Below are 26,445 nucleotides of genomic sequence, written 5' to 3'. Positions count from 1 at the left end.
CTCTCAGGATACCGACACACATCAGGCGGAGTCGCCCATCGGAAGGTTGAGCGCCTCATTGTTCACACTTCTATGTTTCCCGAGCGACCTCGGCCCTATTCAGCTCATCGATCCTCGTTTCATCAAGGCCAAGTCCGGCAAGCACTTCTCGGGTGTCGGCACCTTTGGCTCGGGGTGTGCTGTGCACTGTCCCAGGGGTGCGGCTGAGTTTGATAGGTATGCCGACTCCGCTGTAGTCTCCCTTCTCCACCACCATCTCCCTATGACGAACGTGCTCGTCACGCAGCACCTCGCCGACATCCCGGACCGCTGAGGCCGGCACACCTCGCGCGAGCAGATCCTTTGCAAGCGCATCCTTCGAGAAGCTCACGATCTTTGCTCCCAAAAGCTCTGTGAGTTCCGCGATGTTCGTCAGCCTGTCAGAGTTGGACAGAAATCGGGCATCTTCCGCTAGTTCCGTCATCCCGAGCAAATCAGCGAGAGTTCCGAACTGTCGATCATTGCCAACACCGATGAACACGTGTCCGTCCTGGGTTTCGAAAGTGTCGTACGGTGCGACAGTCGGGTGGGCAGATCCAGTGCGAACTGGAACACGGCCGTCTGCAAGATTGGATGCCGAATGCGGATGCAGCAACGACACCGCAGTGTCTGCCAATGTGCAGTCGACGATCTGACCGCGTCCAGTTCGATGCCGAGCATTCAGAGCCAACAGAATCCCGCTGAAGGCCAAGATGCCGGTCACCATGTCTACGACTGGTACTCCGACCCGCAGCGCTGGGCCCCCTGCCTCTCCGTTGATGCTCATCAGACCGCCGAATGCCTGAGCGACAGCATCATATCCGGGCATAGCACCCATCGGCCCGCCTGTCCCGAACCCGGTGATGCGCGCTATGATCAACTCGGGAAACCGCTCTTGAAGGTGGTCGTCGGAGAACCCCCATTTCGCCAGAGTTCCAGACTTGAAATTCTCCACCACCACGTCTGAGTTGGCCAGTAGCAGATCGAGAACGCTCTGCCCGTCATCACTGCTGAGATCCAGACAGATATTTGCCTTATTGCGGTTGATCGCACTGTAGTAGGCGCTCATGTCTTCAGAGACGAATGGAGGACCCCACCGCCGGGTATCGTCACCGGTGGGGGGCTCGACTTTGATGACAGTTGCTCCGTGGTCGCCAAGCATCTGACAACACAATGGACCGGCCAGCACCCTGGACAGATCCAGAACTCGCAGACCAGTCAGGCTTTCGTCCTGATCTTCTCGTTGATTCATACTGACCCCACTGTCCCTATATCCGACTTCCTGTTACATATATACGATACATGGCTAATGTCGTGAACATCCATGTCAAGAGACAATCACCGACCCCCGGGACGCCACTGGTGGAGGTCCAAAATGGCGCTCCATGATCTGCACGTTGACGCGGACCACTGAGAACCCGGTCTCACGGTCACCTCAGCACCCACGGTCACGTCGACTCGCACTGTCAGCCGGTCCCCCATCGGGTAGAGCGAATATCATCCTTCTGGAGGACATCGTCACTGATCAGCGACCTGCAGAGTCGAGGCGTGATTGATTCCCCACAGCGAAGTCGGCTCTCGACGGCAATCCTGCTCATCTCGGCGAGCGCAGTTCTCGGCACCGTGGCGCTTGTCTTCGGGGCTGCCGTGGTCGTTGGGCTCACCGTGCAGCTCCTCGTCTTCGCCCTGCGCCTCGGCGTGCCGATACTTCTGCCCTATTTGCTCGCGCTGAGAATCTGCCTCGCACTGCTGAGAAGATTCCACGGCAACCTGTGAGGATCACTTGCCCTGCACATGACGATCAACTCGACCGCGTCTTTCGCTCTCCTCCGCGCCGCCTTCGCCTGAACGCACACATTCACGGTCGATGATGTCCGAACACCAGGCTGGTCTGCGTATGGGCGATCGTCGGATCCGAGAGGTGCTCGTGGATGAAGGCGTTCAGCCCTGTAGGATCCGCGGTGGCGATGTGGACGAGCAGATCTCGCTCCCCGGAGACCTGGAAGACTTCGAGGGTCTCGGGGGCCCGGAGCAGTCCTGCCACTATTTCGCTCAGCTTCGACCGTCCCACCGGAGTCATCCGCACCGAGATCATGCCGAACACGTGCAGGCCGAGCGCTTCGAAGTCGATCTCAGCGTGAAACCCCTTGATGATGCCCCGAGATCTCAGAGCACTGACCCGTCCCGAGCACGTGGAGGGAGCCAGGCCGACCCGGCTCGCGAGGTCCTTGTTGGAGATCCGGGCATCGGAACTGAGCTCTCGCAGGATTGCCAGGTCAACCTCGGCGAGGTGGACATCCTTCGATTGCAGACGATGATCGACGATCAATTCCGAATTCACCACAAATATCGCTCCTGGTTTCCGTTGTCTGTTCGGATACTGACGACTATATCCGCGAAATGTGTAATCTGTGAGGTAGCCAGCCGCGCCATCTCCGACCCGATGAAGGTGACCCATGATGATTTCCGAACGCAGCGCCACACTCGATCGAACAGCCTGCGAACGCCTCGACCGTGACGACCCCCTGCGCAGCTTCAAAGACGAGTTCGTCCTCCCGCCGAACACGATCTACCTCGATGGGAATTCGCTCGGGGCCCAGACGAAGGGAGCGGCCAATCGCGCTCAGGAAGTCATCGCCGACGAATGGGGCACGGGGCTCATTCGCTCCTGGAACACCGCAGGATGGTTCGACCTGCCGACGACGCTGGGCGACAAGGTCGCGGGACTCGTCGGCGGTGGGGCCGGAAACACAGTCGTCACCGACACCACGTCGATCAACCTGTTCAAGGCCGCCTCGGCCGCGCTGAAAATGCAGGCCACGGATGCACCGGAACGCCGCGTCATCCTCACCCAGCGGGAGAACTTCCCCTCCGACATCTACATGCTCCAGGGGCTGGCAGAGCAGCTCGGCGACGATTACGAGGTTCGTCTCGTCGATGACGCCGAGGTCACCGCCGGGTTCCCGAACACGATGACCGCCGAGGTGGCCCTCGTCGTCCTCACGCATGTGAACTATCGCACGGGACGACTGTTCGACATGAGCAGCACCACCTCGGCGATCCATGCCGGAGGAGCCATGGTGATCTGGGACCTGTGCCATTCGGCCGGTGCACTCGAAATCGATCTGGCCGGATCGGGTGCGGACATGGCGGTCGGCTGCACGTACAAGTTCCTCAACGGCGGACCTGGCTCACCCGCCTTCATCTGGGTCGCCGAAGCCCTGCACAACCGTGCCACCCAGCCGCTGTCGGGGTGGTGGAGCCACGCGAAACAGTTCGACATGAGTCCTGAGTATGCTCCGGCCGAGGGCATCCGGCGCTATCTCACCGGCACACACAGCGCCATCTCGATGTCGGTGGCCGAAGTCGGGCTCAACACCTTCGGCCGCGCGGACATGGCTCAGGTTCGTGCGAAGTCTCTGGCCCTATCCGACCTGTTCATCGACCTCGTCGAAGCGCGCCTGTCTGCGCACCCGGTCGAGGTCATCACCCCGCGTGAGCACGAGCATCGTGGATCGCAGGTCTCGATCTCCCACCCAGAGGGCTTCGCGATCATGAGTGCGCTCATCGAGCGCGGGATCATCGGCGACTACCGGGAGCCCTCGATTCTGCGCTTCGGGCTGACCCCGCTCTACATCGGCTTCACCGATGTCTGGGACACCGTCGAGGCCCTGCGTGACATCCTCGACAACCGCACCTGGGACGCCCCGGAACACAAGCTCCGCAGCGCCGTCACCTGAGGTGAGTTGAGCGACGCCCTGTCACCACGTATGCACCGATCCCGATCGCGCCGATCGCCAGGACCGTGCCGCCGATCGTCACGGCCTGCGGGATCGTGGCGATCGTGCCGAGCACGCCGACGGTGACACCGGAGAAGGTCTGCATTCCGGGGCCGAACGTCGCATAGGAGCCGATGACTCGGCCACGGATCTCGGTGGGTGCTTCGAGCTGGATGATCGCCATCTCCGTGGACTCGGCGGTGATCTTGCATACCCCGGCGAGGACGAGCACGCTCAGCGCCAGCCACAGATGCGAAGTGAAGGCGAAGACGACAGAGCTCGCTCCCAGTCCGGCCGCAGCGACCGCGGCGGCCGCCGGCGTTGGTCTGACCCACCCGGTGGCTTCGAGGAAGAACCCTCCGAGCACACCTCCGGCGCCGAGGGCGAAGAGCAGCAGCCCATAGGTGAAGTCGCTGTCACCGCCGGGTCCGGTGAGGATGTCGCCGAAGACCGGCATCGCGGTCTGCAGAACCGCGCCGATCGTCATCGAGGCGAGCGCCGCGAGCAGCAGCATGCCGATGATCGACTTGTTGTGGCGAACCTCGGCGAGGACCTTGAGCGACTGCACCAGGGTGGTCCTGGCCGTGCGGACGCCGCCGCTGCGCGTGTGGCCGGTGAATGGTGTGAGCATGAGGAAGATCGTCAGCGGCAGGTAGAAGACGATGTTGATGAAGATGCCCCAGGTCGGACCGAAGGCGAGCAGAAGTGCCGAACCGACGACGGGCCCGAACAGGATGCCGAGGCTGCGGAAGGTCGCATTCATGCGCACAGCGCTCGGCAGTTCCTCACGCTCGACGAAGTCGTGGAGCATCATCTGCTCGGCTGGCCCCCACAGACAGCCGGCGAGACCGTGGATGACGAGCAGCACGCACGCCTGCCACAGCTGCAGGGAATCGGTGAGGAACAGGATGCCCCAGCACAGGGACACGAACATGAACATGAACTGGCCGATCTGAATGAGGCGCCTGCAGTCGAAGCGCTCCGCGAGCGATCCCGCGTAGACGGACAGCAGCAGGAACGGCAGCCAGTGGCTGATGAGTTGGAAACCGACGAGGGCAGGAGATTCGAATTCCTGCCACAGCACCCAATAGGTGATGACATGTTCGATGTTGTCGCCCATCATCGCCGTGCCCGAACCGATCAGGTACGGTGCGGTCTTCCAACTCCGCAGCACCCCGAATCGGCGTGGATGCGGGGGACTGGCGGCAGATTCGTCTCGACACTCACTCACCCGACCCATTCTGGCACCACCGGTACAGTCCAGACTCCGAAGTCGGCGCACCGTGGAACCTGATGTCGCCGAGGCGGTGCTGTCCTAGCCCGGACAAGTCGTCCTCCTTGATCCGGCGCGCCCATGGGGTGAAGATTGAAATGATCGAGGAGGATCACATGTCAGCGAACACATCCACCGCACAGCCACCACTCGCCTCCGCGCGCGAGAACACTGCCCTCATCGTCATCGATGTCCAGACCGGTGTCATGGCCGAATCCTGGAATGCCACCGAGGTGGTCGGGACGATCTCCCATCTGGTCGACAGGGCCAGAGCCAACGGCACACCGGTTATCTGGGTCAGACACACATCTCAGGAACTGCCCACGGAATCACCGCAGTGGCAGATCGTCGATGCCCTCTCCCCTGCCGACGGAGAGGCCATCGTGGAGAAAACCCACGGCAACACCTTCGAAGACACGAACTTCGACGACGTCCTCACCGCGAAGAACATCGGTCACCTCGTCGTCACCGGCGCCCAGTCCGATGCCTGCGTCCGTTCGACGATCCACGGCGGATTCGCTCGCGGATACGATGTCACACTCGTCTCTGACGCCCACACGACCGAGGACCTCAGCGAGTGGGGTGCACCACCGCCGGAGAAGGTCGTCTCCCATACGAACCTCTACTGGGGATTCGAATCAGGACCCGGCCGGACTGCCCGGGTCCAGGAATCGGCTGAGGTCGACTTCGTCGCACCGCGCACGGATTCCTGACATCATGAGTTTATGAGTGAAGACACACGCAGCATCGAACTGACCAGGATCGCCGAGAACCACTACCGCGCCACGGCACCGAGTGGGGCGAGCATCGAATTCGGCCGCGGCGAAGGCCTGATGACACCCGTCGAACTGCTGCTGGCAGCCGTAGCGGGATGCTCCTCGATCGATGTCGACACTGTGACCAGTCGGCACACCGAACCGACGAAGTTCGACGTCAGGGCCAGTGCCGACAAACTCGACGAGGACGGCGCCTCCAGAGTCGACAACGTCCACCTCGATTTCGACCTCGCCTTCCCCGACGACGAAGACGGACGCAAGGCCGATGCTCGCATCGAGAAACTCGTCGGCCTCTCCCACGACAAGTACTGCACGGTCTCCCGCACGGTCGAACACCCGACAAGAGTGGACTTCAGCATCCGCCGCGACTGACCTACAGCACTTGGCCAGGGCTCACCCTCGCCGAGGTGGTGCCTCAGCTCTCGGCCAACCGCTCCCGCTCCACGTCGATGTCGAAGTCTGCGGCTGGCCACTGCGGGTCGATGTCCTTCAGCGCATCCAACAGGAGGCGCTGGACTGCCAGTCGGGCATACCATTTGCGATCCGCAGGGACGACGTACCAGGGAGCCGACTCGGTCGAGGTGCGCTCGAACACCGTCTGATACGCCTTCATATAGTCAGGCCACAGGAGACGTTCGTCCACGTCGCCGGGGTTGTACTTCCAGTGCTTGTCAGGACGGTCCAAGCGCTCCATGAGCCTGTCCTTCTGCTCGTCCGGCGAGATGTGGAGCATGACCTTGATGATGCGCACACCCGCCTTGGCGAGTTCCGACTCGAATTCGTTGATGGCCTCGAAACGGCGCTCGATCTCCTCGTCATCGGCAAGCGAGCGGACCTTTCCGATGAGCACATCCTCGTAGTGGGAGCGGTCGAAGACGCCGATCATTCCGGGACCAGGTACATGCGAACGTATGCGCCACAGGAAATCGTGGGCGAGTTCCTCCCTGGTCGGTGTCTTGAACGAAGCGAGCTCGACTCCCTGCGGATCGACCGAGCCGACGACGTGGCGCACGATTCCGCCCTTGCCCGCCGTATCCATCGCCTGCAGCACTAAGAGGACCGACGGCCCCGACTTCGCGTCATGATGGGCGGCGAACAGCCTCTCCTGGAGGTCGTCGAGCCCACCGATGCATGCCTTGAGATCTCGCCGACCGGATTTCTTGTTCCCGCCGTAGCCCGGGATCGAACGCGCATCGACGCCGTCGAGTCGAAAGCCCTCACCCACCCGCAGAAGCAGTTCCGGATTATCCGTCCACTTCTGGTCCGTTTCTGCGCTCATGAGTTCATCTTTACAGGCAGGAGGGCTACCGTCTATATCTGCGACGGCTTCGGCGCCACTCATCTGCGCAGTTCGTTCGCCCTCAGCCGGGCTTGCGAAACACTGACGGCAGTTTCTTCATCTTCCGCTCGGTCTCCCGATACGACCGTTGGCGTGACTCCCGCCCCGAAAAGCGCAGGGATGAGGTAGAGATCGGTGCCGCGGAAGATCGCCGGGTCTCGCAGGCATATATGAATCCAGTGTCGGGAGATAGGAACTGGAATGGAGCATTGCGCACCGTTCGGGCGATTTCTGGAATCGGAATACTGAGCGCGACATTTCGCCCAAAAGCCCCTTGCCAGCAGCCTCTCAATGGCGTTTAATAATACTAATGGTACGACCATACTTGCGTTATTCGGAGCCGAATTCCCATCAGCAAGGCAACGGCCCCTATCGAACTGCAAAGAAGGAGTTGCGATGTCACGTGAACCACTGACCGAATCGTACTGGCCCAAAGAGGCCGGGGAGATCCGGGAAATTACTTTGCCCGAACTGCTGCGAGGAGCAGCGGCGGCCAAACCTGATCAGCTGGCTCTGGTCCACGGGGCCGCCGACCCGGCAGAAAGACGCGAATGGACCTACGCGGAGTTCTTGGCAGATGCCGAGGCCGCCGCCCGAGCCCTGCTGGCTCGCTATCAGCCGGGTGATCGCATTGCGATCTGGGCTCCCAACTCAGCCGAATGGGTGATCCTGCAACAGGCGATTGCAATGGCCGGCATGATCGTAGTGGCCGCGAATCCAGCATATCGCTCCTCGGAGTTGGAATACATGCTCAAGCAGTCGCAAGCCAAGGCGCTCTTCTACGCTGGCGAATACAGAGGCACTCAGCTGCGAGACATCCTCGATGAGGTCGCGCCGACGACACCTGAGCTCAAGGACCTGTATTGCCTCGACCGCTGGGACGACTTCCTCTCCACAGCCGCTTCCGAGACTGCCTTGCCGACGGTGGCTCCGAGGGACCCTGTCCAGATCCAATACACGTCCGGAACGACTGGTTCACCCAAAGGCGCTCTCCTGCACCATATGGGCATCGTCAACGAAGCGACTCTGGTCGGCGAGCGTGCGGGGAATGCCGAGGCCGGCGGGGTGTGCATCAATGCCATGCCGATGTACCACATCGGAGGCGGAGCGGTCACCGAGCTGCAGACGATATCTGCACACGGGACATACGTCGTAGTTCCCACCTTCGATCCGGCTCTGATTCTCGAGCTGTTCGAAACCTATAGTGGAACGCATGGGCTTTTCGTCCCCACGATGCTCCTTGCCCTCCTCGAGCATCCAGATCGCGCGGCCCACGACCTGTCATCTATCACCACGCTATGGACAGGGGCGGCCCCCGTGCCCGAGGCGTTGATCCGCCGCGTCACCGAAGAGTTCGGATGCCGCACCACCATACTGTTCGGACAGACCGAGATGCACGGAGTGACCCATCAGACGCGGGTAACTGACAGCCCACAGGATCAGGCAAATTCCGTCGGCCAGCCCGTCCCCGAACTCGAGGTCAAAGTCGTCGATCTGCTTTCCAACGAGGTCGTTCCCATCGGCGAGCAGGGAGAGATACTCTGTCGCGGATACCAGGTGATGCTCGAATATTTCCAGAATCCGCAAGCCACCAAGGCCACCATCAGCGATGACGGCTGGCTGCGTATGGGCGACATCGGTGTCATGGATGACCGCGGTTTCGTCAAGATCACCGGCAGAGTCAAGGAGATGATTATCCGCGGTGGAATGAACATCTACCCCCGAGAGATCGAGGAACTGCTGTTCGACCATCCGGCTATCAGCGAAGCTGTAGTCACCGGCGTTCCTCACGAGAAATGGGGTGAGGAAGTGGCAGCGGTGCTCCGACTAAAGTCCGGCCTCAAGATGCCCAGCGCCGCCGAGCTGAAGGGGTGGTGCCGCGAACGCATCGCTGCCCATAAAACTCCGGCACGCTGGTACGTCACTGCCAACTACCCCATGACCGCATCCGGCAAGATCCAGAAGTACATCCTCGCCAAGAACATCATCGAAGGCGAGACCGAGGACCTCATCGAGCTGCAGCTGGACCTCCCGGCTCAGGTTTCGAAGGAGGCCAGTGCGTAGGAAGCACTGACCCGACGGACTGTTCGATCAGCCTCGCGGACCGTCGTCGATCTCGAGCCAGCGCGATCGGACCGCTTCCTGCGAACCGATCATCAGGCTCTGCAGACGACCGGCCACTCGTCGCCCGATCCACTCGGGCACGAGCACCTCGGGCAGTTGCGGATCATAGGTCGGCAGCTTCTGCAGCGCCGAGGTGAGTCTGATGTGGGCGGCGATGAGTTCGTCCGGATCGTGGGGCATCTCCTCGGGCACCGATGCGTCGATCTCCTGGTAGAGGCCGACCACCTCTTTGAGGTTCCAGCTCCTCTCGACGATTGCGTCAAGAGACAGCCCCCAATCGGTGATCTCACCCTCGGTGACGATCGAGTGAGGACGGAGGCCGAGTTCGTCGAGCACATCCGCCACATCGTGTCCGCGCTCGGTATGCGGACTCAGCCACACTCCCGGCCAGGGCGTTCCCAGACCCGCCCAAGTCAGCCGACGATAGAGCTTGTGACGTTCGGTGCGCAGTTCGTTGGGAACCGTGACGATCAGGGTCAGCCAGCGCCGATCCCAGTCGTCAAAGGGTTCGGACAGGGCGGCCACTCGGCGAGTGCCCTCTTCGAATGCTCTGATCAGTCGCGGTGTCAGATGCCAGCGGGTCGAACGTCCATGGCGTTCGGGAAGCAGCCACTCCGCCTTGGAGGCGCGGGTGATGGCCTGCCGCGCGGTGCGCTCCTCAAATCCCAGGAGCCGCATGACCCGCACGATCGATGAGGTCCATGCCTGTCGGCCGTTCGGCCATACAAGTTCACCCAGGACGGTCAGCAGGTCCGATCGCGCCGACGTCGACAGGTTCTCGGACACAGCAGCACCGATATCCTTCATCCGCGAACGACCCTTTCCTCTGCCCGACAATGTGCGGATCGAGTCTAACGCATCGCCTTCGGCACGGACTGGTGTCGCGGTCAGCACCGCTGCAGTGGCGGTCGGCACTGCACGGGCCTCAGACTCGGGTGACGGTCGGCATCAATGTAACCGGCACTGGACCCCGATCGTCACCGGCGGCGCCGTCGCAGTCCTGACAGGACTCGATGGGCGAGCCCGAACGCTGGCGATCCCATTCCGTCTGCATCCGCTCGTCGTCCGGAACAGTGCTCAGGTAGTCATCGCGCGCGATGAGGGCTGCGCCCAGAGCCCCGGCGATCTGAGGTTCGTCCAGATGCCCTATCGACAGATCGAGTTGGCGCGAGAGTTCTGCGACGAAGCTCGCGTTCTGGGCCACGCCTCCGGTCATGACGACCGGGGTGTTCTTACGAACCTGGGCCACCAGTCCGACGGTCCTGGACGCGACCGAGCGCATGACCGCCGCGGAGATGTCTGCCGGAGCGACGTCTTGGGCCAGCAGAGAGATCACCTCAGTCTCGGCGAACGTCGCACACATGCCGCTGACTTCGGCTTCATGCGAAGTGGCGGCCGCAAGGTCGGAGATGTCGGTGACCTCCACTTCGAGTGCGCGACTGAGGACATCAAAGAATCGGCCCGTCCCGCTGGCGCAGCGATCGTTGATCGCGAACCGATCCAGCAAGCCGTCCTGTCCGATGGCGATGGCCTTGCTGTCTTGTCCGCCGATGTCGATGACCAGACGGACACCGGGCATCATCGCGACTGCCCCGCGGGCGTGACAGGAGATCTCGGTGAACGAGCGGTCTGCCAGTTCCACCAGCCGACGCCCGTATCCTGTGCTCACGGTCCGCACGATGTCCCCTCGGGTCAGGCCGCCGTCCTCGAGGGCCGCCGCAATCGCGCGTTCCACGCCCTTCTTGCTCACTGCGCCCATCTGCACGATAGACGAACTCACCGGACGGCCGTCGGGCGCAACCACAACGGCCTTGGCCGTCGTCGACCCCAAGTCGACGCCTAACGTATGCCACATCTTCGTCACATCCTTGCTCGCTGCTGATCAATCGTCTCAAGCATCGCCACGAGACCGCTCTCGAGCGTTTCGTCCTTGTAGAACGCGGCATCGGCCACATCCCCCTCGAATGAGAATGATTTGATGCCTCGCTTCTCCTCAGCGATACGTGCAAGTATCTGCTGCGGATTGGTCATCGCTCGGCAGGTACGCGTCGAGTGGAATGCAATTCCGTCGATACCGAAGTCATCGCAGCGCTTGAGCAGCAGCTCTTCCATGATCTTCAGCCCGTGGTTGATCGGGCAGATCAGGTAGTGCTGTGCCATACCCAGCAGCGGGTTCTCAGGGTCGATGAGCTGAGGTTCCTGCCAGAAGGAGTCATGGGTGTACCGGCCGGCGACGACGGAGACGTCGTACTCAGCGAACTTACGTGTCAGGAATCCGAGTTTGTTCCAGTTCATGATGCCGTCGAAGTAGACGCGGTAGCGTTCGTTCGCTACCGCCGAAACGCCGTCGCGCAGGCGCTGCTCGATCTCGTCCTTGACGCCTTGGAAGTAGTCGACGAGAGCCTGGTTGGCCGGCATGAAGTTGATCGGAGCGATGCTCGCGACCCAGTCCCAGTAGGTTGCTGGCGTCGGTGCGGCCGCACACAGCGCCATGGCCTCCAGTCGCAGTTCGGATGCCCGCTTGATGTAGCTCATGTTCTCGCTCAGCGCATCCCAGTCGAACGGCTTCTTCGTCTGGTACTCGATGAACTTGATCAGTTCCTTAAGCTGTTCGACGACGAAGAGCGGAGTCTTCTCCCACTCTTTGCCGCGCAGGTAGCCGGAGTCGGGCTTGTTGCCCCAGATCATGGGGAGCGAGACGTTGAACATCGGCAGTTCCTTGCCGAAGACCCGGTAGGTCATCGCGTCCCACTGCTGGCCCGTGCTGCATCCGGCGTAGGCGTTGACGAAGAAGTCCGGGCTGGGCAGCTTGGTGGCGAGTTCCTGCTGATCCGCGAAGCCGACGATTCCCGACTGCTTCTCGCTTGCCCCTTGCTGAGTGAGAACGGCACAGCCCAGGTGTGTGCGCGCGTACGAGCACAGTTCATTGACGTAGCCGTACTCTTCACCTGCCTGCTGGGCAGGACCTTCCATGTGCATGGCCGCCAATCGCGCGGAGAAGGCCTCGCCGTGGCACCATTCCAAACCGGCGGCCTGGAAAATCGGGTTGAGCGCGGATCCGTTGTACCAGACAACTTGCTTTCCGCGTTCCTTGGCGGTGAAGATGTTTTCCCAGTAATCGGACACCATCTTTCCGCCTGCGCGCGTGGATGTCAGCCGGTTAGATTTGTCGGGCTTCTGATCCTTCCCGCGTGGCTTCACAACGGTTGGTGAAAGTTCTATCGTCTCAGGCATTGTCGACCTCCTGTTGAGCCGTGATGTGATTGCTGTTCGGCATTGCGCGCGTCTGACTGACACGTTCGACGAATGCCTCAACCCGGGTCCGGATGGATTCCGCAGGGACTCCTTCGTGCTCGGTCTCGATCATCAGGACGGGAACCTCCCGTTCCTCGAGAGCCTTGCGGAGCTCGGGGTAGTAGAGCATGAGCGGTTCGCAGAATTTGGCCATAAGCACGATGACTCCGACCGCTCCGGTCGTCTGCAGGCCGTCGATGAGATAGTCGTCCCAGTCCACATTGCGCTGGACACGCGTTGCGCACGGCGCCGACTTGTTGCGATCGAGATACCACTGGGCCAGTGCGTCGAACGGGTCCTCGTCCTCCGGCACATCCGTGGCGATTAAGCGCCAGCCGTGGTAGAGATCGTCATCGACCGCGATGACTCCGGCATCCTCTATCGTGTCGAGCAGCTCGGGCTTCACCGGCGCGCAGAAATGACCCGAGAGGTGGACCGGCACAGGTGGCTTCTCGGTCTCGAGTTCGCCCAGTGACGGGATCAAGGCCCGCAGCAGACGAATATGGTCTTCGATGTCCATCACCATGGAGGACTTGATGAGCGCCTGCAGTTCGCTGGCCGGAATCCGCACGCTGCGATCACGCCGAGCAGAGAAGATCTCGCGCAGGAGCTCCCGATCCGTGTTGTACAGAGCGATGCTGCGCGATACCGAGTCCGGATGGATCTTGGCTCCGGAAACCTCCTCGAGCTCAGTTCGCAGGGCGTCGATCTTGTCGCGCACCTGTCCCGCACTCCACGGGTCGTCCATCGAGCTGATGAACTGTGCGAAATGATTGGGAGTCTCGGGCTTCGCCCAACGGACGACGTCGATGGCACCGAGCAGTTGCACACAGTGGTCAGCAAGCACGAAGGCGTCGAAGACATCGAGCTCCCCGGTAGCGGCCTGATCGGCCACGCTGCGGGAGTAGCTGCAGTAGAACTCCGGCAGCAGTCCTCGCCCCTCGGTAATCGGAGTCTGGCTCTCCTGAACTATCGCCGGATGCAGTCCAGCTGCGTGGGCGAGCTCGACCGGAAAGTTCATCGGGAAGGTTCCGATCACGCGACCACCGGTCTCGCGCTTCCAGTTCTCCAGGTAGGCAATGGGTTCGTCCGCGGCAAGCTTCAACGACGCGAAGGCTTTCGGTGCGACATCTCGCAGCGACGGCGCTGTCTTTGTCTTTAACATGATTCAACAATACCAACTAAGTTCCGTTTTGTGTAGTATGTCGTCACGCCATCATCCTACGAAAGGTCGCACAAACCATGTCCGCACTCAGCAATCGCTATACCGAACTCGTCGGCATCGACTATCCCATCGTGCAAGAGGGCCTCGGACCATTCACCACCGCCAAGATAGCGGCCGCGGTCTCACAAGCCGGGGGGCTGGGCACCATCTCCATGCCCGGCATGCCCGAGGATCTGAGCCAAGGCGTGAGGACCCTGCGCAGTCACATCGAACAATGCGCCGAGGCGACCGACAAACCGTTTGCGGTGAATCTCCCTGTCGGCGTCGACCATGACGGAAGGGTCCTTCCGTTCACAGACGCATATATCCGAGGCGTCCTCGAAGCACGCGACTCCGATGACGCCCTGCGCAAGCAGTTGACCGTCTTGACCACCTCGGCGGGATTCCCCGGGGACTACTGCGCGATGATCAAGGACGCCGGACTCTTTCATCAGCACAAGGTCGGGTCGACCCGACAGGCACGCAAGGCGGAGGCCGCAGGCGTAGACGTGGTGCTGGCGGCAGGTTTCGAAATGGGCGGCCACGCCCCGGCGAGCAGAATGCACACCTACGTCCTCGTCCCGAACATCACCGAAAGCGTCTCCGTCCCCGTCCTGCTGACCGGTGGCGCGCGAGATGGCCGCGGCTTGGCGGCGGCTCTGGCACTGGGCGCCGACGGAGTCGCGCTAGGCACGCGGTTCATCGTCAGCGAGGAGAACGAAGATTGGCATCCGCACTACCTGCAGGCGATCCTCGAAGCGACAGAAGGAGAGGATGTGGCATTCAATGGCGTATACGGACCCTGCCGCGGTCTTCGCAATGAGGCATCGAGGTCTCTTCTCGAATCAGAAGCGAGCGGTGGGGTCGATGAGGGCGAGAAGATCCAATCGATGCAGCGGGCGCAGAGCACAGGTGATACCGAGAACGGCCTGGTTCTCGCGGGCCAGGTGGCCTCGTCCATCAACGAGGTGATCCGGATCTCCGAGTTCGTCCCGCAGATGGCCGCCGAGGCGGTGGGCATCATCGAACAGCTCGCGGGTTCGCTGCGCAAGTAGCCCCACGGCGCTGGAGTCGCCTGGAGCCGAAAGGGGCCGACCACCGCAATTGGTGGTCGGCCTCATTCCGTTTCGATGGGCGCGTGACTCTCGGCCGGGCCGGGAACCAAGACGACTCCGCGCCTGAACTACGCCGCGCTGATCCCGCCGTTGACGCTGATGGTCTGTCCGGTCAGCCTCGCGGAGCCTGGCCCGGCCAGGAATACGATGAGCTCAGCCAGGTCGTCGGGCTCGGCGACACCGAGCTTGGCGCTCTTGGCCGCCTTCTCGAACAGGCTCTTGCTGAACCCGTCGGACAGGACGCGTTCGGCTGTCGGAGTATTGGCGATGAGCGAGGGCGTGATCACATTCGCACGGATCCCATCGCGCTTCGCTTCGATCGCCACGGTGCGAGTGAACATGACGATCGCGGCCATGGCCGCTCCCAGCACCGACTCCCCCGGTGTCGCGACCTTGGCCGCGTCGGAGGCGATGTTTATGATCGACCCCGATTTCTGCTCACGCATATAAGGCAGCACCGCTCGAGTGAAGTACAACGGCGGCAGCGCCTGCTGGCTCAGGATCTGCGAGATATCTTCGAGCGGTGTGTTGAACAGCAGCTCCGGACGATACGCCGCAGCAATCGACCCCAGGTAGACGTCGATTGAACCGAGGAACCGATGAGCCTCATCGACCACCTTGGCGACGGCCCCAGAATCGTTCGCGTCGACGGGGAAGAACTCGGCGTCGACTCCTTCTCCACGGGCACGGACCTGCTCCAAAGCCGCCTTGCCGCGATCCGGGGATCGAGACGTGAGCGCGATTCGCCGCACTCCCGAATCGACAAGTTTCAGTGCGCTGGCCAGGCCGACCCCGGATGATCCTCCGGCGATCAGCACTGCAGATGAGGACAGATCTGGCACTGCAGTATTCATTATGACTCTCTCTCAGATTCGCCGCCGGACACTTGTACGCGAACAATCACGCGGCAGGCATCTCGAGCGATCTCCGGCACATCATGCGCGACCTGGCCTCACCGTGCCAAGGTGCACAGCACCGTTCAACGCTGATACTCGGTCAAATCGCGGTACGTGGCCGAAGGCTGTGGGTTACTAAACCAATCATACTATATATTTGGTCTGGCCTTAATAATGCATTTGGCAATGACCGCATCACTCTTCCGAAGTGAGCCGCCGTCGCCGAACACGTCGCATCAGAGGCCGCACCCGACACCACCGGCGTGCTGGCCGTTGTCAAACAGATGACGGGCTACCTGGGAATCTGCGGACACACAGAGCTGTTCGGTGCCGCCAAATTGGGCGATGAAGCCAGGATCGACATCAGCACACGGCTCACGAGCGAAACCACGATCAGCCTGGTGTGTGAGGGCGGCTCCGTCCCGAAGGAGTCCGTCCCCCGTCTCATCGCTCTCCACGAGCCCGGCAGATTCCAGTTCACCAATCTGATGAAGACGTATGCGTTCGACGACATGAATATCGCATTCGGCGACTCAGCGGATGATTCGACGTTCAAACCCATTATCGTGTATTAACGATGGCGCGTGGGGCAGCTAGCGACTTGAAGTGAAGACCGTGGCAGGCGGGGGAATCCTCTTGCCACGACCCTCGGGCCAGTCACCGACGCAATCGGCGATTGCGCGAATCAGCCGATGCTAGGCCGGTAGCTGTACGACGACGACCGCGACAGTGCGAATTCGAGGATGCCGTATCCGACTTCGCCATCGCATTCGAATCGAGCGCAGCGGTCGGTCAGCGCCGAGCCCAAGGTGCGCGGAGACACCGTGCCGTCGAACGGATAGACGTCGAACTCCTCGAAGTCCTTTCCTCGCTGCTTGCCGTGCTGACCGTCGTATCCGCCGCCATTCATGAATCCTCCGCCGACACGTGCATCGGCATCGATGACATAGTGACGGCCGGTCTTCGTGGTGACATCGACGGTTCCGGACACCAGGTCATTGCCGTCGGTGAACGTCAGATCGTGCTTCACTTCGGCCACATAGTCGAGCTCACCGGACTCATGCATGATCGCACCGTCGAGGACGAGAACTCCTCCGGCCCGGTCCTCAACCAGCAGGAAGCCGACACAGTAGTCGGCGAACTGCGCCTGATACCAGATGTGCAGCCCCTGGCCGCCCGACATCGTACGCACTCCCCGGGAACGATCTCGCTGGCCGTACCAGCCGGAGACGTCCCTGTCCTGCCCATCCAGCGTCATTGTTCCCGAGTACCGTCCCGATTGGAACAAATGCTCAAAGGAGGTCGGCTCGTCGCCCTCGTTCTCAACCTCGACCCTGCCGAGCCAGTAAGGGGTGCGGGCGTGCCACTCGATGTCGAGTTCGAGGCCCGTGGGGTTCGGCCCAAGTTTCAACCCCCACCGTTCGTTGTCCTCCAGCAGCTGCCACGACAGCGGCCCGATCGACGATCCGTCCGTGTCGTCGAGATCGGTCGAGAAGCGGAGATTGCGCTGCTCGACTCCGGTGCTCAGCACGACGAAGCCGTCGAGCACATTGCGGGGCGGATATGCCCCAGCACCGAGGATGAGCGACGGTGCCGTCGCATCCGCCGGGTGCAGGTTGAACATGAAACGGTCGAAGAACCGCGGGGGCAGCTCCGCCGAGGCTGTTGTCACCAGGTCATCGGCAAATGACTGCTCGCCATTCTGCTGTTTCTCTGTACTCATGTTATCTCCAAATGTATTTCGTCGGGTGTCGGTCACTGCTGCGTACCGGCGATCTCCGCGGCTTCGGCCAGGAAGGAATCCACCAGCCCGGGCGTCAGGTAGTACGGGTCGCCGGAGCCTCCGGCAGCCTTGTCGCGGCTGTACTCGTAGAGCACCGCCAGCTTCCACAGGCTCATGACCTCGTACCATGGCAGTCGGCTGATATCTGCTCCGGTGTCTTCGGCATAGCGCTCGGCCAGTTCCTCTCGAGTCGGGTAGCCGTCCTCGAGCAGGGCTCGACTGAGTTCGGCCGTGGGGTTGAGGGCACGACCACGCACTGGTACGGAGACGAGGAAGTTTCCCAGGTCGAGCAGCGGGTCACCCAGCGTGGCCAGCTCCCAATCGAGCACGGCCTGCACCGAGGCGGTCGCCTCGTCGATGACGAGGTTGCCGATCCGATAGTCCAGATGCACGATGGCGGCCCCGGATTCCGCGGGCGCATTGTCGACCAGCCAATCATGAAGCTGTTCGAATGCGGAGTTGTCCCCTCCTCCCGCATGGTCCAGCAGTCTCCACATGCTCTTGATGTGTCGGAGGTTGAAGCCGGTCGGACGGCCGAGGTCCTGCAGACCCACCTCGGTGACGTCGACGGCGTGGAGCCGGGCCAAGGTATCGACCAGAGAATGGCCCACACTTCTGCGCTGCTCAGCTGTCGCCAGTGCCGAGGGCGTCTGCTCTGTGACGATCGCGCCAGGGGCGTAGCTCATGACGTAGAGGGGAACATCCAGCAGTTCTCCGGCCTCCGCCGTGGCGAGCACGCGAGGAACTGCGTAGTCGGCCTTGCTCAAACCAGTGAGGATGGTTGCTTCCCGCAGCACGTCGTGCGCGCCCTTGGGGATCGGCGGAGGCGGCGGCCGACGGACGACGACGCCTCGTTTCCCGTCGGAGACGAGGAAGGTCAGGTTCGAGTGTCCGTCTCCGATGGCTCTCGTCCGCACCGGTCCCTGGGTGATGCCGTGTTGGGCCAGGAACGTCCCCAACGCTTCTCGCGTGGTCTCGTCCCAGTCCCAGGACTCAGTCTCTGCCTTCGTCATCATTGCCCCTCGAACTGAGGACTGCGCTTCTCTTTGAAGGCCAGCAGCGCCTCAGGCATATCGGTGGTGCGCGTCAGAAGTGCCTGGCCGCGATTCTCAAGCTCAAGTGCAGCGGCATACGATCCGATCTCACCATTGCGCTGAATCGCACGTTTGGACATGCGGACTCCCCCCGGCGAGTTCGCCGCGATCTGCTGTGCCAGGGAGAGCGCCTCGTCGAACAGCTCCTCCCCCCGAACAACTCTGTTGACCAGTCCGATCCGCTCCGCCTCCTCAGCTTTGACGATGCGTGCGGTGTAGCCGATCTCCGCGGCCCGACCCGGCCCCACCAGCGCCGCAAGGTTGACCGAGGTGCCCAGCTCGCCCATCGACAGTCCCACCTTGACGAAGGCGGCACTGAACTTCGCGTGGGGAGCCGCGATTCGGATGTCGGCGGCGAGAGCCAGCGCCATGCCGCCGCCCGTAGCCGGACCATTCACCGCCGCGATGACTGGGAAAGGCAGATGGCGCAGAGCCTGAATGCCTCCGGTCGCGGTCTCCTGGAACTTAAGGAACTCGCGGACGCCCATTGTCGTGATGACGTCGATTTCGTCCAGGTCGAATCCCGCGCAGAATGCATTGTCCCCTGCGCCCGTGATGATCAGGGCGCGCAGATTGCTGTCGCGCAGCGCTCGTGCCACGAGGAGATGTTCGTGGAACATCTTCACCGTCTGTGAGTTCATCCGGTCGGGACGGTTGATTCTCATCACGCCGATATCGTCATCAAGGACTTCGACAGTGAGAGTTTCGAGTTCGGGCAGATTGATTGTCATAGTCTTCTCCAGTCCAACTCATTCACCACGGTAGTGCGCGGGGCGTTTTTCCTTGAATGCGTTCAGCGCTTCCGCCATGTCGTGGGTGCGTGTGGCCAGTGCCTGACCGCGATTCTCCAGTTCGATGGCAGCTTGGTACGAGCCGATCTCGGCATTGGCCTGCAGCGCCCGCTTCGACAGCTGCACCCCTGTGGGTGAGTTCTCGGCGATGCGGCGGGCCATAGCGATCGCCTCGTCGACCACCTCGGTGTCGGGATGGACTGAGGATACGAGTCCGATCGCATAGGCTTCGTCGGCCAGAACTTGGCGCCCGGTGAACGTAATCTCGGAGGCCCGCCCCGGTCCCACCAGGCGCGGCAGCAGCCATGAGGTCCCCAGGTCTCCTGCCGAAAGGCCGATCTTGACGAATGCGGCATTGAACTTCGCAGATTCCGAGGCGATTCGGACATCGGCGGCGAGCGCCAACGAGAATCCGCCGCCGGCAGCGGGGCCATTCACCGCCGCGATGACCGGGATGCGCACCGAGCGCAGTGCCAGCATGCCACGGGCGGCGCGTTCCTGTTTATTCAGCATTCCCACGGCACCCAGATCCGGCAGCTCGTCGGCGTCGGCGAGATCGAAGCCCGAGCAGAAAGCCCGGCCTGCGCCGGTGAGCACCAGGACCCGGATGTCATCGTCATCATCGATGGCCCAAGCGACACGTTCGAACTCGTCGAACATCAGGTCCGTCATCGAGTTGTAGGTGGCCGGGCGGTTGAGGGTCATGACGACGATGCCCGGCTCGGGTGAGGTCACTGTGAATGTTTCGAAAACGTGTTCGAGTACTGACACCGTTGCTGCTCCAGATTCTGCTCGACTGTCTGCTTCGGTCCTAGGCGAATTTCGGGGCACGCTTGCCGACGAATGCGGCAATGCCCTCCTCCGCCTCGCCGTTGGTGAATAGGCCTTCCTCGGAGGATTTCTCGAGAGCGATCCCTTCGGTCAAGGACATGCTGTGTGCGGCGCCCACGCATCGCGCGCCCGCCACCATCGCGGGCAGCGAGTTTCCGCTCAGCTCCTCCACCAGTGAGAGAGCCGAGTCGAGAGCACTGCCTTCGGCGACTCGCTGCACGAGGCCGATGTCGAATGCCTCCTGCGTTCGCACCTGCCGAGCCGTGAGGACGATGTCCACTGCTCGGCCGTGGCCGACCAGCCGAGGCAGGCGCTGCGTTCCGCCCGCACCCGGCAGCAGGCCGATTCCGGCTTCGGGCAGACCGAGCCGCGCGCGGGGTCCTGCCGTGCGGAAGGTGCAGGCCAGTGCCAGTTCGAGGCCGCCGCCCAGCGCCATTCCGTCGAGAGCGGCAATCGAGATCCAGTTCGCGTTCTCGATCCGGTCGTTGACGGCCCGCATCTGGTCCCCGTATTCGGCGAATGAGCGTGCATCGATCGTGCGCATGTGCTTGATGTCCGCGCCTGCCGCGAAGAACCCTTCGAGTGAGGATTCGAAGATCACGAATTTGATGCCCGGGGTGTCATCGGCCTGCTGGCAGGCCTCATCCAGTGCCGACAGGAGTTCCGGCGCCAGGGCATTTGCCGGTCCGCGACTCATCGTCACTTTGAGGACATCGTCCCTGATCACTTCCGTGGTCACCAGGTCGCTGCTGTCCGTCGAGTGCTCAGTGCTGTCTGTCATCGGTGTCATCTCCTCCGTGCTGCCGACTCGAGCGAGTCGGTTCGTCGTTCCGCGGCTGCGGGATGCTTTCCATATCTGCGGAATGGTCTGTTGTGGTCCTTCAGGCTCGTCTTGGGAAGCGGCTGAAGTCCGGCCGGCGCTTCTCCTTGAAGGCCTCCCGACCTTCATGTGCCTCCTCGGTGCCGTAGAACAGCAGATTCGCGTCGTGAGCCAACTGCTGGATACCCGCGAATCCGTCTTCCGAGGCGTGGAACGAGGCCTTCATCAGCCGCAATGCCCATGGAGACAGCTCCAGCATCTCCCGACACCATTTGAGCGTCTCCTCCTCCAGCTGTGCCAGCGGGACCACGGTGTTCACCAGACCCATCTCCAGTGCCTGCGCGGCATCGTACTGGCGGCACAGGAACCAGATCTCCTTGGCCTTCCTTGCGCCCACCAGCTCGGTGAGCAGTGAGGCGCCGAAGCCGCCGTCGAACGAACCCACGCGCGGTCCCACCTGGCCGAAGCGCGCGTTGTCTGCCGCGATGGCGAGATCACAGATCATCTGCAGGATCTGACCACCGCCGATGGCCCACCCGGCCACCATCGCGACGATGGGCTTGGGGCAGCGGCGCATCTGCACATGGAGGTCGGTCACATGGAAACGGCCGGTCGAGTTCTCGTCGAGCTTGTATCCGCTGTCGCCGCGCACCCGCTGGTCACCGCCGGAGCAGAAGGCTTGGTCGCCTGCGCCTGTGAGGATGATGACGCCCACGGACTCGTCCTCACGGGCCAGGTCGAGGGCCTGTGAGACTTCGATGAGCGTCTGCGGTCGAAATGCGTTGTGGACCTCCGTCCGGTCGATGGTGATCTTGGCGATCCCGTCGTCTGTCGTCGCATATCCGATGTCGGCGAAGTCACCCGCCGATGTCCAGTTCTCTGTCATTTCGGTCCCAGTCCTCAGGCCATCGTCAGTCCGCCGGAGACGGACAGAGTCTGTCCGGTGACGAATCCGGTGCCCTCGGAGGCGAAGAATGCCACGGCGGGTCCGATGTCTTCGGGAGTGCCCAGGCGTTTCATCGGCACGCCGCGTTTCATTCCGCCGATCACTTTGTCTGCGTTGTCACCTGCACCGTTGATGAACTTCCGCAGCGCAGGTGTATCGGTGGGTCCGGGGCAGACACAGTTGGCGGTCACCCCGTTGGTGGCGATCTCGCGCGCGAGAGTCTTTGTGAATGCGATGACACCGCCCTTCGCTCCCGAGTAGACGGCCTCGAGGGAGGACCCGACTCGGCCGGCGTCGGAGCCGATGTTCACGACCCGCCCGTAGCCGCGCTCGACCATACCGGGAACGATCGCCTTGATCGTGCGCAGATGTCCTTTGAAGTTGAGCTCGACGATCTTGGACCAGAAGTCCTCATCGGTTTCGAGGAACGGCTTGAAGTCGTCCCAGCCTGCGTTGTTGACCAGCACATCGATCGGAGCGACATCCTTGGCCACCTTTGCTGCAGCGGCGTCAACCGAGTCCTTACTGGTGACGTCGACCTGAACCGCCGAGGCGGCTCCCCCTGATGCCGTGATCTCCTGTGCCGTCGCCTCGGCGGTCTCCGAGTTGAGATCGGCGATGACCACGTGGAATCCGGCCTCTGCCAGGGACGTGGAGATGCCCTTGCCGATTCCCTGTGCACCGCCTGTGACGAATGCTGTCTGCTTGCTCATTGCTTTCCTCCCGCAAATCTGTGAATGACTTCGTGTACGTCGGGACCATCCGGGCCCGGGGCGCTGAGTTCAGAGTTCCGCTCAGCCGGCGTTGGCCGCCATCAGTGCCCCCGTCCAGTCGACGGGGCCTGCAACGATCGAGTGGCTGGTGAGCTTGCGACCCAAGACGTCCTGCACGCGCTGTGCGGCCGCAATCAGCACCTCGAGATCGATGCCCGTGTCGACACCCATCTCGTGGAACATGCTCACCAGATCCTCCGAGCCGATATTGCCGGTGGACCCCTTGGGAACCGGGCAGCCGCCCAGTTCGCCGAAGCTCGATTCGAATGATCGGCAGCCGGCTTCCAGCGCCGCATAGGCATTCGCCAGGCCCTGACCACGCGTGTTGTGGAAGTGGGCGGTGACCTCGACCTCCGGCAGTCGTCGGTTCGCTTCGCTGAAGAAGCGGGAGACGTATGCGGGGTTGGCCATCCCGGTCGTGTCGCCGAAGCCCAGCTCGGTCGCTCCGGCGGCGGCGAATTCCTCGGCCAGGTCCAGCACGCGCTCCATCGGCACCTTACCCTCGTAGGGGCAGCCGAACGAGGTGGCGATGACCGCGGAGAACTTGATGTCCTCGGACACCACTCGAGAGCCCATCGCCTTGACGTCGTCCATGGTCTGCCGAACCGTACGGTTGATGTTGGCCTTGTTGTGCGATTCCGAGGCGGAGACGAACAGGGTGGCTGCGTCGAACAGTTCGCGCACCTGCAGCGCGTTGTCCAGTCCCTTCGAGTTGGGGATGAGCACCATTCGCTCCACGTCGGTGGGCAGGTCGAGTCCGCGCAGCACCTCGACGCCGTCGGACAGCTGCGGGATGACGTCCGGGCGCACGAAGCTGGCGACCTCGATGCGTGTGAGGCCGGTGCGTCCCAGTTCGTTGATCAGTTCGATCTTGTCTGCCGTGGCGATGGTCTCCGGCTCGTTCTGGAAGCCGTCGCGTGGGCCCACTTCCCGGACACTGACGACTCGATCGTCGCCGGGAGTTTGATTCGGTGTGTTCTCCATGGGATTCTCCTTCAACTGCTGTGTGAGCTCATTGCCAGGCGCGGCGTGCGCGGCAGGGATGGACTATGCTGCTCGCCCAGCGCCGAGTGCAGTGACTCGCATTGTTCCGGGTCTGCGATACCGATCAGTGCTGCGGCGCGCTGCGAATGCGTCAGGCCGCGAAGATCCGCGACGCCGTTCTCTGTGACGACCACGTCGACGTCGGGGCGGCCGGTGGCCACGAACCCACCGCTGAGTGCGGGAACGATTGTGGAACCCGAGCGCGAAGTCGACCGCAGTGCGATGATCGACAATGTCCCTGTCGCCGAGGCTGCACGGGCGAAGTCGGCCTGCCCGCCGATTCCGCCGAGGTAGCGGCCGTCGACCATCTCGGCGTTGACCTGTCCGTTGAGGTCGACCTGCAAGGCGGCGTTGACCGCGACGAGGGAGCCGAGTCGGGAGAGCACAGCGGGATTGTGTGTATAGGTCGTTTCACGGAATCTGATCGAGCTGCGGTGCGGAAGGCTCTCGTAGAGCTCCCTGTGTCCGAGTGCCATGGCACCCACGCTCACGCCTCGATCGATCTCTTTGCGGCTGTTGGTGATGACACCGGAATCGATGAGGTCGAGGATGGGGTCGGCGATCACTCCCGAATGAATGCCCAGTTCACTGTGTCCCTGCAGAGCGCCGTAGATGGCGTTGGGCAGCGAACCGACGCCGGCTTGGACCGTGCTGCCGTTGGGGATGAGTTCGGCAATGGAACCGGCAATCGCGAGATCCACTGCATCGGGAGTGCGCACGCTGTTCTCCGGCAGGGGCCTATGCGTCTCGATGTAGGCGTCAAGGGACGCCAGGGACAGCGTTGTGGCGTGCGGGTTGAAGGGGACGGCGTGGTTGACCTCGGCCAGGAGCACGCGCGAGTGCTCGAGCAGATCGGCACCGTAGTCGGCACTGACTCCGAACGAGACCTGCCCCGTATCGTCCGGTGCGGACACTTGGAGCAGAGCAACGTCGGCGCCCAACCGTCTGTGGGCGAAGAGGCGGGGAACTGCCGAATAGTGGCAGGGCACAATGCCCAGGCGTCCGGCGCCCGCGGCGGACCGCAGAGTGCCCATCGCCCCATAGGACGTCAGATCGATGCCGGCCGGCAAGGGTTCGCCGAAGCGCGGGTTCAACGACAGCCCGGAGAATGCATGCACCGGTTCCTCTGATTCTCGTTCCTCGCACAGTCGCAGGAGTCCGTCGATGAGAGTGATCGCCTCCGACGGTCCCTGCTGCCACCACACGTGGTCTCCTGGCTCGATTCTGTCCGCCAACATGCTGACTGCTTCGTCCATCATCACTCCTTCCTCACCTCCGAGTCACTGCGCGTAATCGAGGATCACTGCACCTGATCTGCAAACGTCGTGTACCGCCGATAGCGGCTCAGTCACGAATCCTCTGCACAAGCGTCGCCGTTCCCAGGCCACCGCCGCAGCACATGGTGACGAGCCCCAGCTCGACGTCTCTGCGCTCCATCTCTGCGAGCAGCGTCGCAAACAGTCGCGAACCTGTCGCGCCGACTGGGTGACCCAGAGCGATCGCGCCGCCGTTGACGTTGACCCGATCCATATCGGGCTGCAGTTCCTTCTCCCAGGCGAGGACCACCGAGCTGAATGCCTCATTGATCTCGATGAGATCGATGTCATCGATCGTGAGATTGTTGCGCTCAAGCAGCTTCCGGGTCGCCGGAATCGGCCCGGTGAGCATGATGATGGGGTCGACGCCCACAGTGGTCTGGTCAAGAATCCGAGCTCGCGGCGTCAGCCCGTGCTGGTCGACGGCATCGCGCGAAGCCACCACGGTTCCGGCGGCTCCGTCGCAGATCGGCGACGATGAGCCTGCGGTGATCCTGCCGTCTTCGCGGAAGACGGTGCGCAGGGCCGCCAGGCTCTCAGACGTGGTTTCGGGTCGAACGGTCTGGTCGTTCGTGCGGATCTGCCCGTCGAGCTTCCACTCGATGAGTTCACGGTTGAAGCGGCCCTCGGCTATCGCCTCGGCGGCAAGACGCTGCGACCGCACGGCGAACTCGTCGAGTGCCCTGCGGTCGAGGTTCCACCTGTCGGCGATGAGCTCAGCACTCTCGCCTTGCGGAACGAAGTCATAAAGGGCCCGGAGCTCGGCCGGCCATGGCTCGCCGTAGAGCTTCGAGATCTCGCCGGGAGAATTCATGGGCACGTGCCCCATGTGCTCGACGCCGCCGGCGACCACCAAGTCGTGTGTGCCCGAGGCGACGAGAGCGGCCGCGAATTCGACGGCGGTCTGTGCCGAACCACAGCGTCGATCCAGCACTGTGGCGGGAACTTCCGGAGGATACCCGGCCTGGAGCCACGCATTGCGGGCGATATTGCGCGATTGCTCACCGAATGGCGCTGTACATCCGATGACAAGATCCTCGACCGTGTTCGCGTCGAGTCCCGTCGATTCGAGCAGCGCGGAGTAGATGCGCCCCAGCAGAACGTTGGGGTGGACATCGCGGTACCAGCCCTTGTCCTTGTGTGATCGCCCGATCGGAGTTCGCAGCGCTTCGACCAGCAGGGCCTCGCGACCGGTGTCGATGAAGGGGTTGGAGAGTGTCTTGGCCATC

At 62.4% G+C, this 26,445-nt stretch carries 26 protein-coding genes; 7 read left to right on the top strand and 19 right to left on the bottom strand.

All coding sequences use genetic code 11. The features are described 5' to 3' along the window. Positions 1 to 70 precede the first annotated feature (70 nt). A complete protein-coding gene (locus tag BLT92_RS10745) occupies positions 71 to 1,270 on the bottom strand; it encodes a CaiB/BaiF CoA transferase family protein (RefSeq protein ID WP_092105536.1) in 1,200 nt (399 codons plus the stop codon). Positions 1,271 to 1,566: 296 nt separating this feature from the next. On the opposite strand from BLT92_RS10745, the gene BLT92_RS10740 reads away from it, so the two are divergent. Then, on the top strand, positions 1,567 to 1,794 hold the full coding sequence (locus BLT92_RS10740; RefSeq protein WP_092105534.1) for a hypothetical protein: 228 nt from the start codon (positions 1,567 to 1,569) through the stop codon (positions 1,792 to 1,794). Positions 1,795 to 1,876: 82 nt separating this feature from the next. On the opposite strand, the gene BLT92_RS10735 is transcribed toward BLT92_RS10740, so the two are convergent. Further along, on the bottom strand, positions 1,877 to 2,359 hold the full coding sequence (locus BLT92_RS10735; protein WP_231938759.1) for an Lrp/AsnC family transcriptional regulator: 483 nt from the start codon (positions 2,357 to 2,359) through the stop codon (positions 1,877 to 1,879). A 115-nt stretch (positions 2,360 to 2,474) separates the two neighbouring features. Between BLT92_RS10735 and kynU the strand changes: the two genes are divergently transcribed. Continuing rightward, positions 2,475 to 3,758 (top strand): kynureninase, encoded by a 1,284-nt coding sequence (gene kynU / locus BLT92_RS10730; RefSeq protein WP_231938758.1) that lies wholly within the window; start codon positions 2,475 to 2,477, stop codon positions 3,756 to 3,758. Here kynU and BLT92_RS10725 read toward each other — a convergent pair. Continuing rightward, on the bottom strand, positions 3,751 to 5,028 hold the full coding sequence (locus BLT92_RS10725) for an MFS transporter (RefSeq protein ID WP_092109139.1): 1,278 nt from the start codon (positions 5,026 to 5,028) through the stop codon (positions 3,751 to 3,753). The genes kynU and BLT92_RS10725 overlap by 8 nt on opposite strands. A 158-nt stretch (positions 5,029 to 5,186) precedes the next feature. On the opposite strand from BLT92_RS10725, the gene BLT92_RS10720 reads away from it, so the two are divergent. Together BLT92_RS10720 and BLT92_RS10715 are read left to right on the top strand one after the other, a co-directional pair. After that, positions 5,187 to 5,783, top strand: coding sequence for an isochorismatase family protein (locus BLT92_RS10720; RefSeq protein ID WP_172802587.1), 597 nt, complete (start codon positions 5,187 to 5,189; stop codon positions 5,781 to 5,783). A 12-nt stretch (positions 5,784 to 5,795) separates the two neighbouring features. Next, positions 5,796 to 6,218, top strand: a complete 423-nt coding sequence (locus BLT92_RS10715) for an OsmC family protein (RefSeq protein ID WP_092105528.1) — start codon at positions 5,796 to 5,798, stop codon at positions 6,216 to 6,218. 43 nt (positions 6,219 to 6,261) lie between these two features. Here BLT92_RS10715 and BLT92_RS10710 read toward each other — a convergent pair whose 3' ends face one another. After that, complete coding sequence (locus tag BLT92_RS10710) at positions 6,262 to 7,125, bottom strand: PPK2 family polyphosphate kinase (protein WP_092105526.1); 864 nt, start codon at positions 7,123 to 7,125, stop codon at positions 6,262 to 6,264. A 456-nt stretch (positions 7,126 to 7,581) separates the two neighbouring features. Here BLT92_RS10710 and BLT92_RS10705 point away from each other — a divergent pair, with 456 nt between their 5' ends. Continuing rightward, the gene (locus tag BLT92_RS10705; RefSeq protein WP_092105525.1) at positions 7,582 to 9,249 is read left to right on the top strand and encodes an AMP-binding protein; all 1,668 of its coding nucleotides are present in this window, start codon (positions 7,582 to 7,584) and stop codon (positions 9,247 to 9,249) included. Between the two features lie 27 nt (positions 9,250 to 9,276). Here BLT92_RS10705 and BLT92_RS10700 read toward each other — a convergent pair whose 3' ends face one another. The 4 genes from BLT92_RS10700 to BLT92_RS10685 all read right to left on the bottom strand — a co-directional run bounded on the left by BLT92_RS10700 (position 9,277) and on the right by BLT92_RS10685 (position 13,768). Next, positions 9,277 to 10,116, bottom strand: a complete 840-nt coding sequence (locus tag BLT92_RS10700; protein WP_092105523.1) for a PaaX family transcriptional regulator — start codon at positions 10,114 to 10,116, stop codon at positions 9,277 to 9,279. A gap of 118 nt (positions 10,117 to 10,234) precedes the next feature. Then, positions 10,235 to 11,164, bottom strand: a complete 930-nt coding sequence (locus BLT92_RS10695; RefSeq protein WP_092109136.1) for an acyl-CoA dehydratase activase — start codon at positions 11,162 to 11,164, stop codon at positions 10,235 to 10,237. 5 nt (positions 11,165 to 11,169) lie between these two features. Continuing rightward, positions 11,170 to 12,543 carry a 2-hydroxyacyl-CoA dehydratase subunit D gene (locus BLT92_RS10690; protein ID WP_092105521.1) on the bottom strand — a complete coding sequence of 458 codons (1,374 nt, stop codon included), beginning with the start codon at positions 12,541 to 12,543 and terminating at the stop codon, positions 11,170 to 11,172. Then, complete coding sequence (locus BLT92_RS10685; RefSeq protein ID WP_092105519.1) at positions 12,536 to 13,768, bottom strand: 2-hydroxyacyl-CoA dehydratase subunit D; 1,233 nt, start codon at positions 13,766 to 13,768, stop codon at positions 12,536 to 12,538. Before BLT92_RS10685 ends, BLT92_RS10690 begins: the two co-directional genes overlap by 8 nt. Positions 13,769 to 13,845: 77 nt before the next feature. Here BLT92_RS10685 and BLT92_RS10680 point away from each other — a divergent pair, with 77 nt between their 5' ends. After that, the gene (locus BLT92_RS10680; RefSeq protein ID WP_092105517.1) at positions 13,846 to 14,862 is read left to right on the top strand and encodes an NAD(P)H-dependent flavin oxidoreductase; all 1,017 of its coding nucleotides are present in this window, start codon (positions 13,846 to 13,848) and stop codon (positions 14,860 to 14,862) included. Between the two features lie 128 nt (positions 14,863 to 14,990). On the opposite strand, the gene BLT92_RS10675 is transcribed toward BLT92_RS10680, so the two are convergent. After that, complete coding sequence (locus BLT92_RS10675; protein WP_092105515.1) at positions 14,991 to 15,776, bottom strand: SDR family NAD(P)-dependent oxidoreductase; 786 nt, start codon at positions 15,774 to 15,776, stop codon at positions 14,991 to 14,993. A 305-nt stretch (positions 15,777 to 16,081) separates the two neighbouring features. Between BLT92_RS10675 and BLT92_RS10670 the strand changes: the two genes are divergently transcribed. Beyond that, positions 16,082 to 16,393: an MDR/zinc-dependent alcohol dehydrogenase-like family protein gene (locus BLT92_RS10670; protein WP_092105513.1), complete on the top strand. Its 312-nt coding sequence runs from the start codon at positions 16,082 to 16,084 to the stop codon at positions 16,391 to 16,393. 110 nt (positions 16,394 to 16,503) lie between these two features. Here BLT92_RS10670 and BLT92_RS10665 read toward each other — a convergent pair whose 3' ends face one another. The 10 genes from BLT92_RS10665 to BLT92_RS10620 form a co-directional block, all read right to left on the bottom strand. Continuing rightward, positions 16,504 to 17,541, bottom strand: coding sequence for an Rv3169 family protein (locus BLT92_RS10665; RefSeq protein WP_092105511.1), 1,038 nt, complete (start codon positions 17,539 to 17,541; stop codon positions 16,504 to 16,506). 32 nt (positions 17,542 to 17,573) lie between these two features. Then, on the bottom strand, positions 17,574 to 18,614 hold the full coding sequence (locus tag BLT92_RS10660) for a phosphotransferase family protein (RefSeq protein WP_092109133.1): 1,041 nt from the start codon (positions 18,612 to 18,614) through the stop codon (positions 17,574 to 17,576). Continuing rightward, complete coding sequence (locus tag BLT92_RS10655; protein WP_092105509.1) at positions 18,614 to 19,426, bottom strand: enoyl-CoA hydratase/isomerase family protein; 813 nt, start codon at positions 19,424 to 19,426, stop codon at positions 18,614 to 18,616. The genes BLT92_RS10660 and BLT92_RS10655 overlap by 1 nt, the downstream gene beginning before the upstream one ends. An 18-nt stretch (positions 19,427 to 19,444) precedes the next feature. Then, the gene (locus BLT92_RS10650) at positions 19,445 to 20,221 is read right to left on the bottom strand and encodes an enoyl-CoA hydratase/isomerase family protein (RefSeq protein WP_197679602.1); all 777 of its coding nucleotides are present in this window, start codon (positions 20,219 to 20,221) and stop codon (positions 19,445 to 19,447) included. 76 nt (positions 20,222 to 20,297) lie between these two features. Beyond that, the gene (locus tag BLT92_RS10645) at positions 20,298 to 21,098 is read right to left on the bottom strand and encodes an enoyl-CoA hydratase/isomerase family protein (protein ID WP_092105507.1); all 801 of its coding nucleotides are present in this window, start codon (positions 21,096 to 21,098) and stop codon (positions 20,298 to 20,300) included. Between the two features lie 100 nt (positions 21,099 to 21,198). Further along, complete coding sequence (gene menB / locus BLT92_RS10640) at positions 21,199 to 22,023, bottom strand: 1,4-dihydroxy-2-naphthoyl-CoA synthase (RefSeq protein WP_092105505.1); 825 nt, start codon at positions 22,021 to 22,023, stop codon at positions 21,199 to 21,201. A gap of 14 nt (positions 22,024 to 22,037) precedes the next feature. Further along, positions 22,038 to 22,796, bottom strand: a complete 759-nt coding sequence (locus tag BLT92_RS10635) for an SDR family NAD(P)-dependent oxidoreductase (protein ID WP_092105503.1) — start codon at positions 22,794 to 22,796, stop codon at positions 22,038 to 22,040. 81 nt (positions 22,797 to 22,877) lie between these two features. After that, complete coding sequence (locus BLT92_RS10630) at positions 22,878 to 23,840, bottom strand: hydroxymethylglutaryl-CoA lyase (protein ID WP_092105501.1); 963 nt, start codon at positions 23,838 to 23,840, stop codon at positions 22,878 to 22,880. Between the two features lie 11 nt (positions 23,841 to 23,851). Then, positions 23,852 to 25,156, bottom strand: a complete 1,305-nt coding sequence (locus BLT92_RS10625) for an acetyl-CoA hydrolase/transferase family protein (RefSeq protein ID WP_197679601.1) — start codon at positions 25,154 to 25,156, stop codon at positions 23,852 to 23,854. Between the two features lie 88 nt (positions 25,157 to 25,244). Continuing rightward, positions 25,245 to 26,444 (bottom strand): thiolase family protein, encoded by a 1,200-nt coding sequence (locus tag BLT92_RS10620; protein ID WP_092105497.1) that lies wholly within the window; start codon positions 26,442 to 26,444, stop codon positions 25,245 to 25,247. Between the last annotated feature and the right edge of the window lies 1 nt (position 26,445).

This window comes from Brevibacterium picturae (assembly GCF_900105045.1).
Classification (GTDB): Bacteria; Actinomycetota; Actinomycetes; order Actinomycetales; family Brevibacteriaceae; genus Brevibacterium; species Brevibacterium picturae.
The sequence above is the reverse complement of the archived record's forward strand: the minus strand, read 5'-3'. Positions and strand labels throughout refer to the sequence as shown.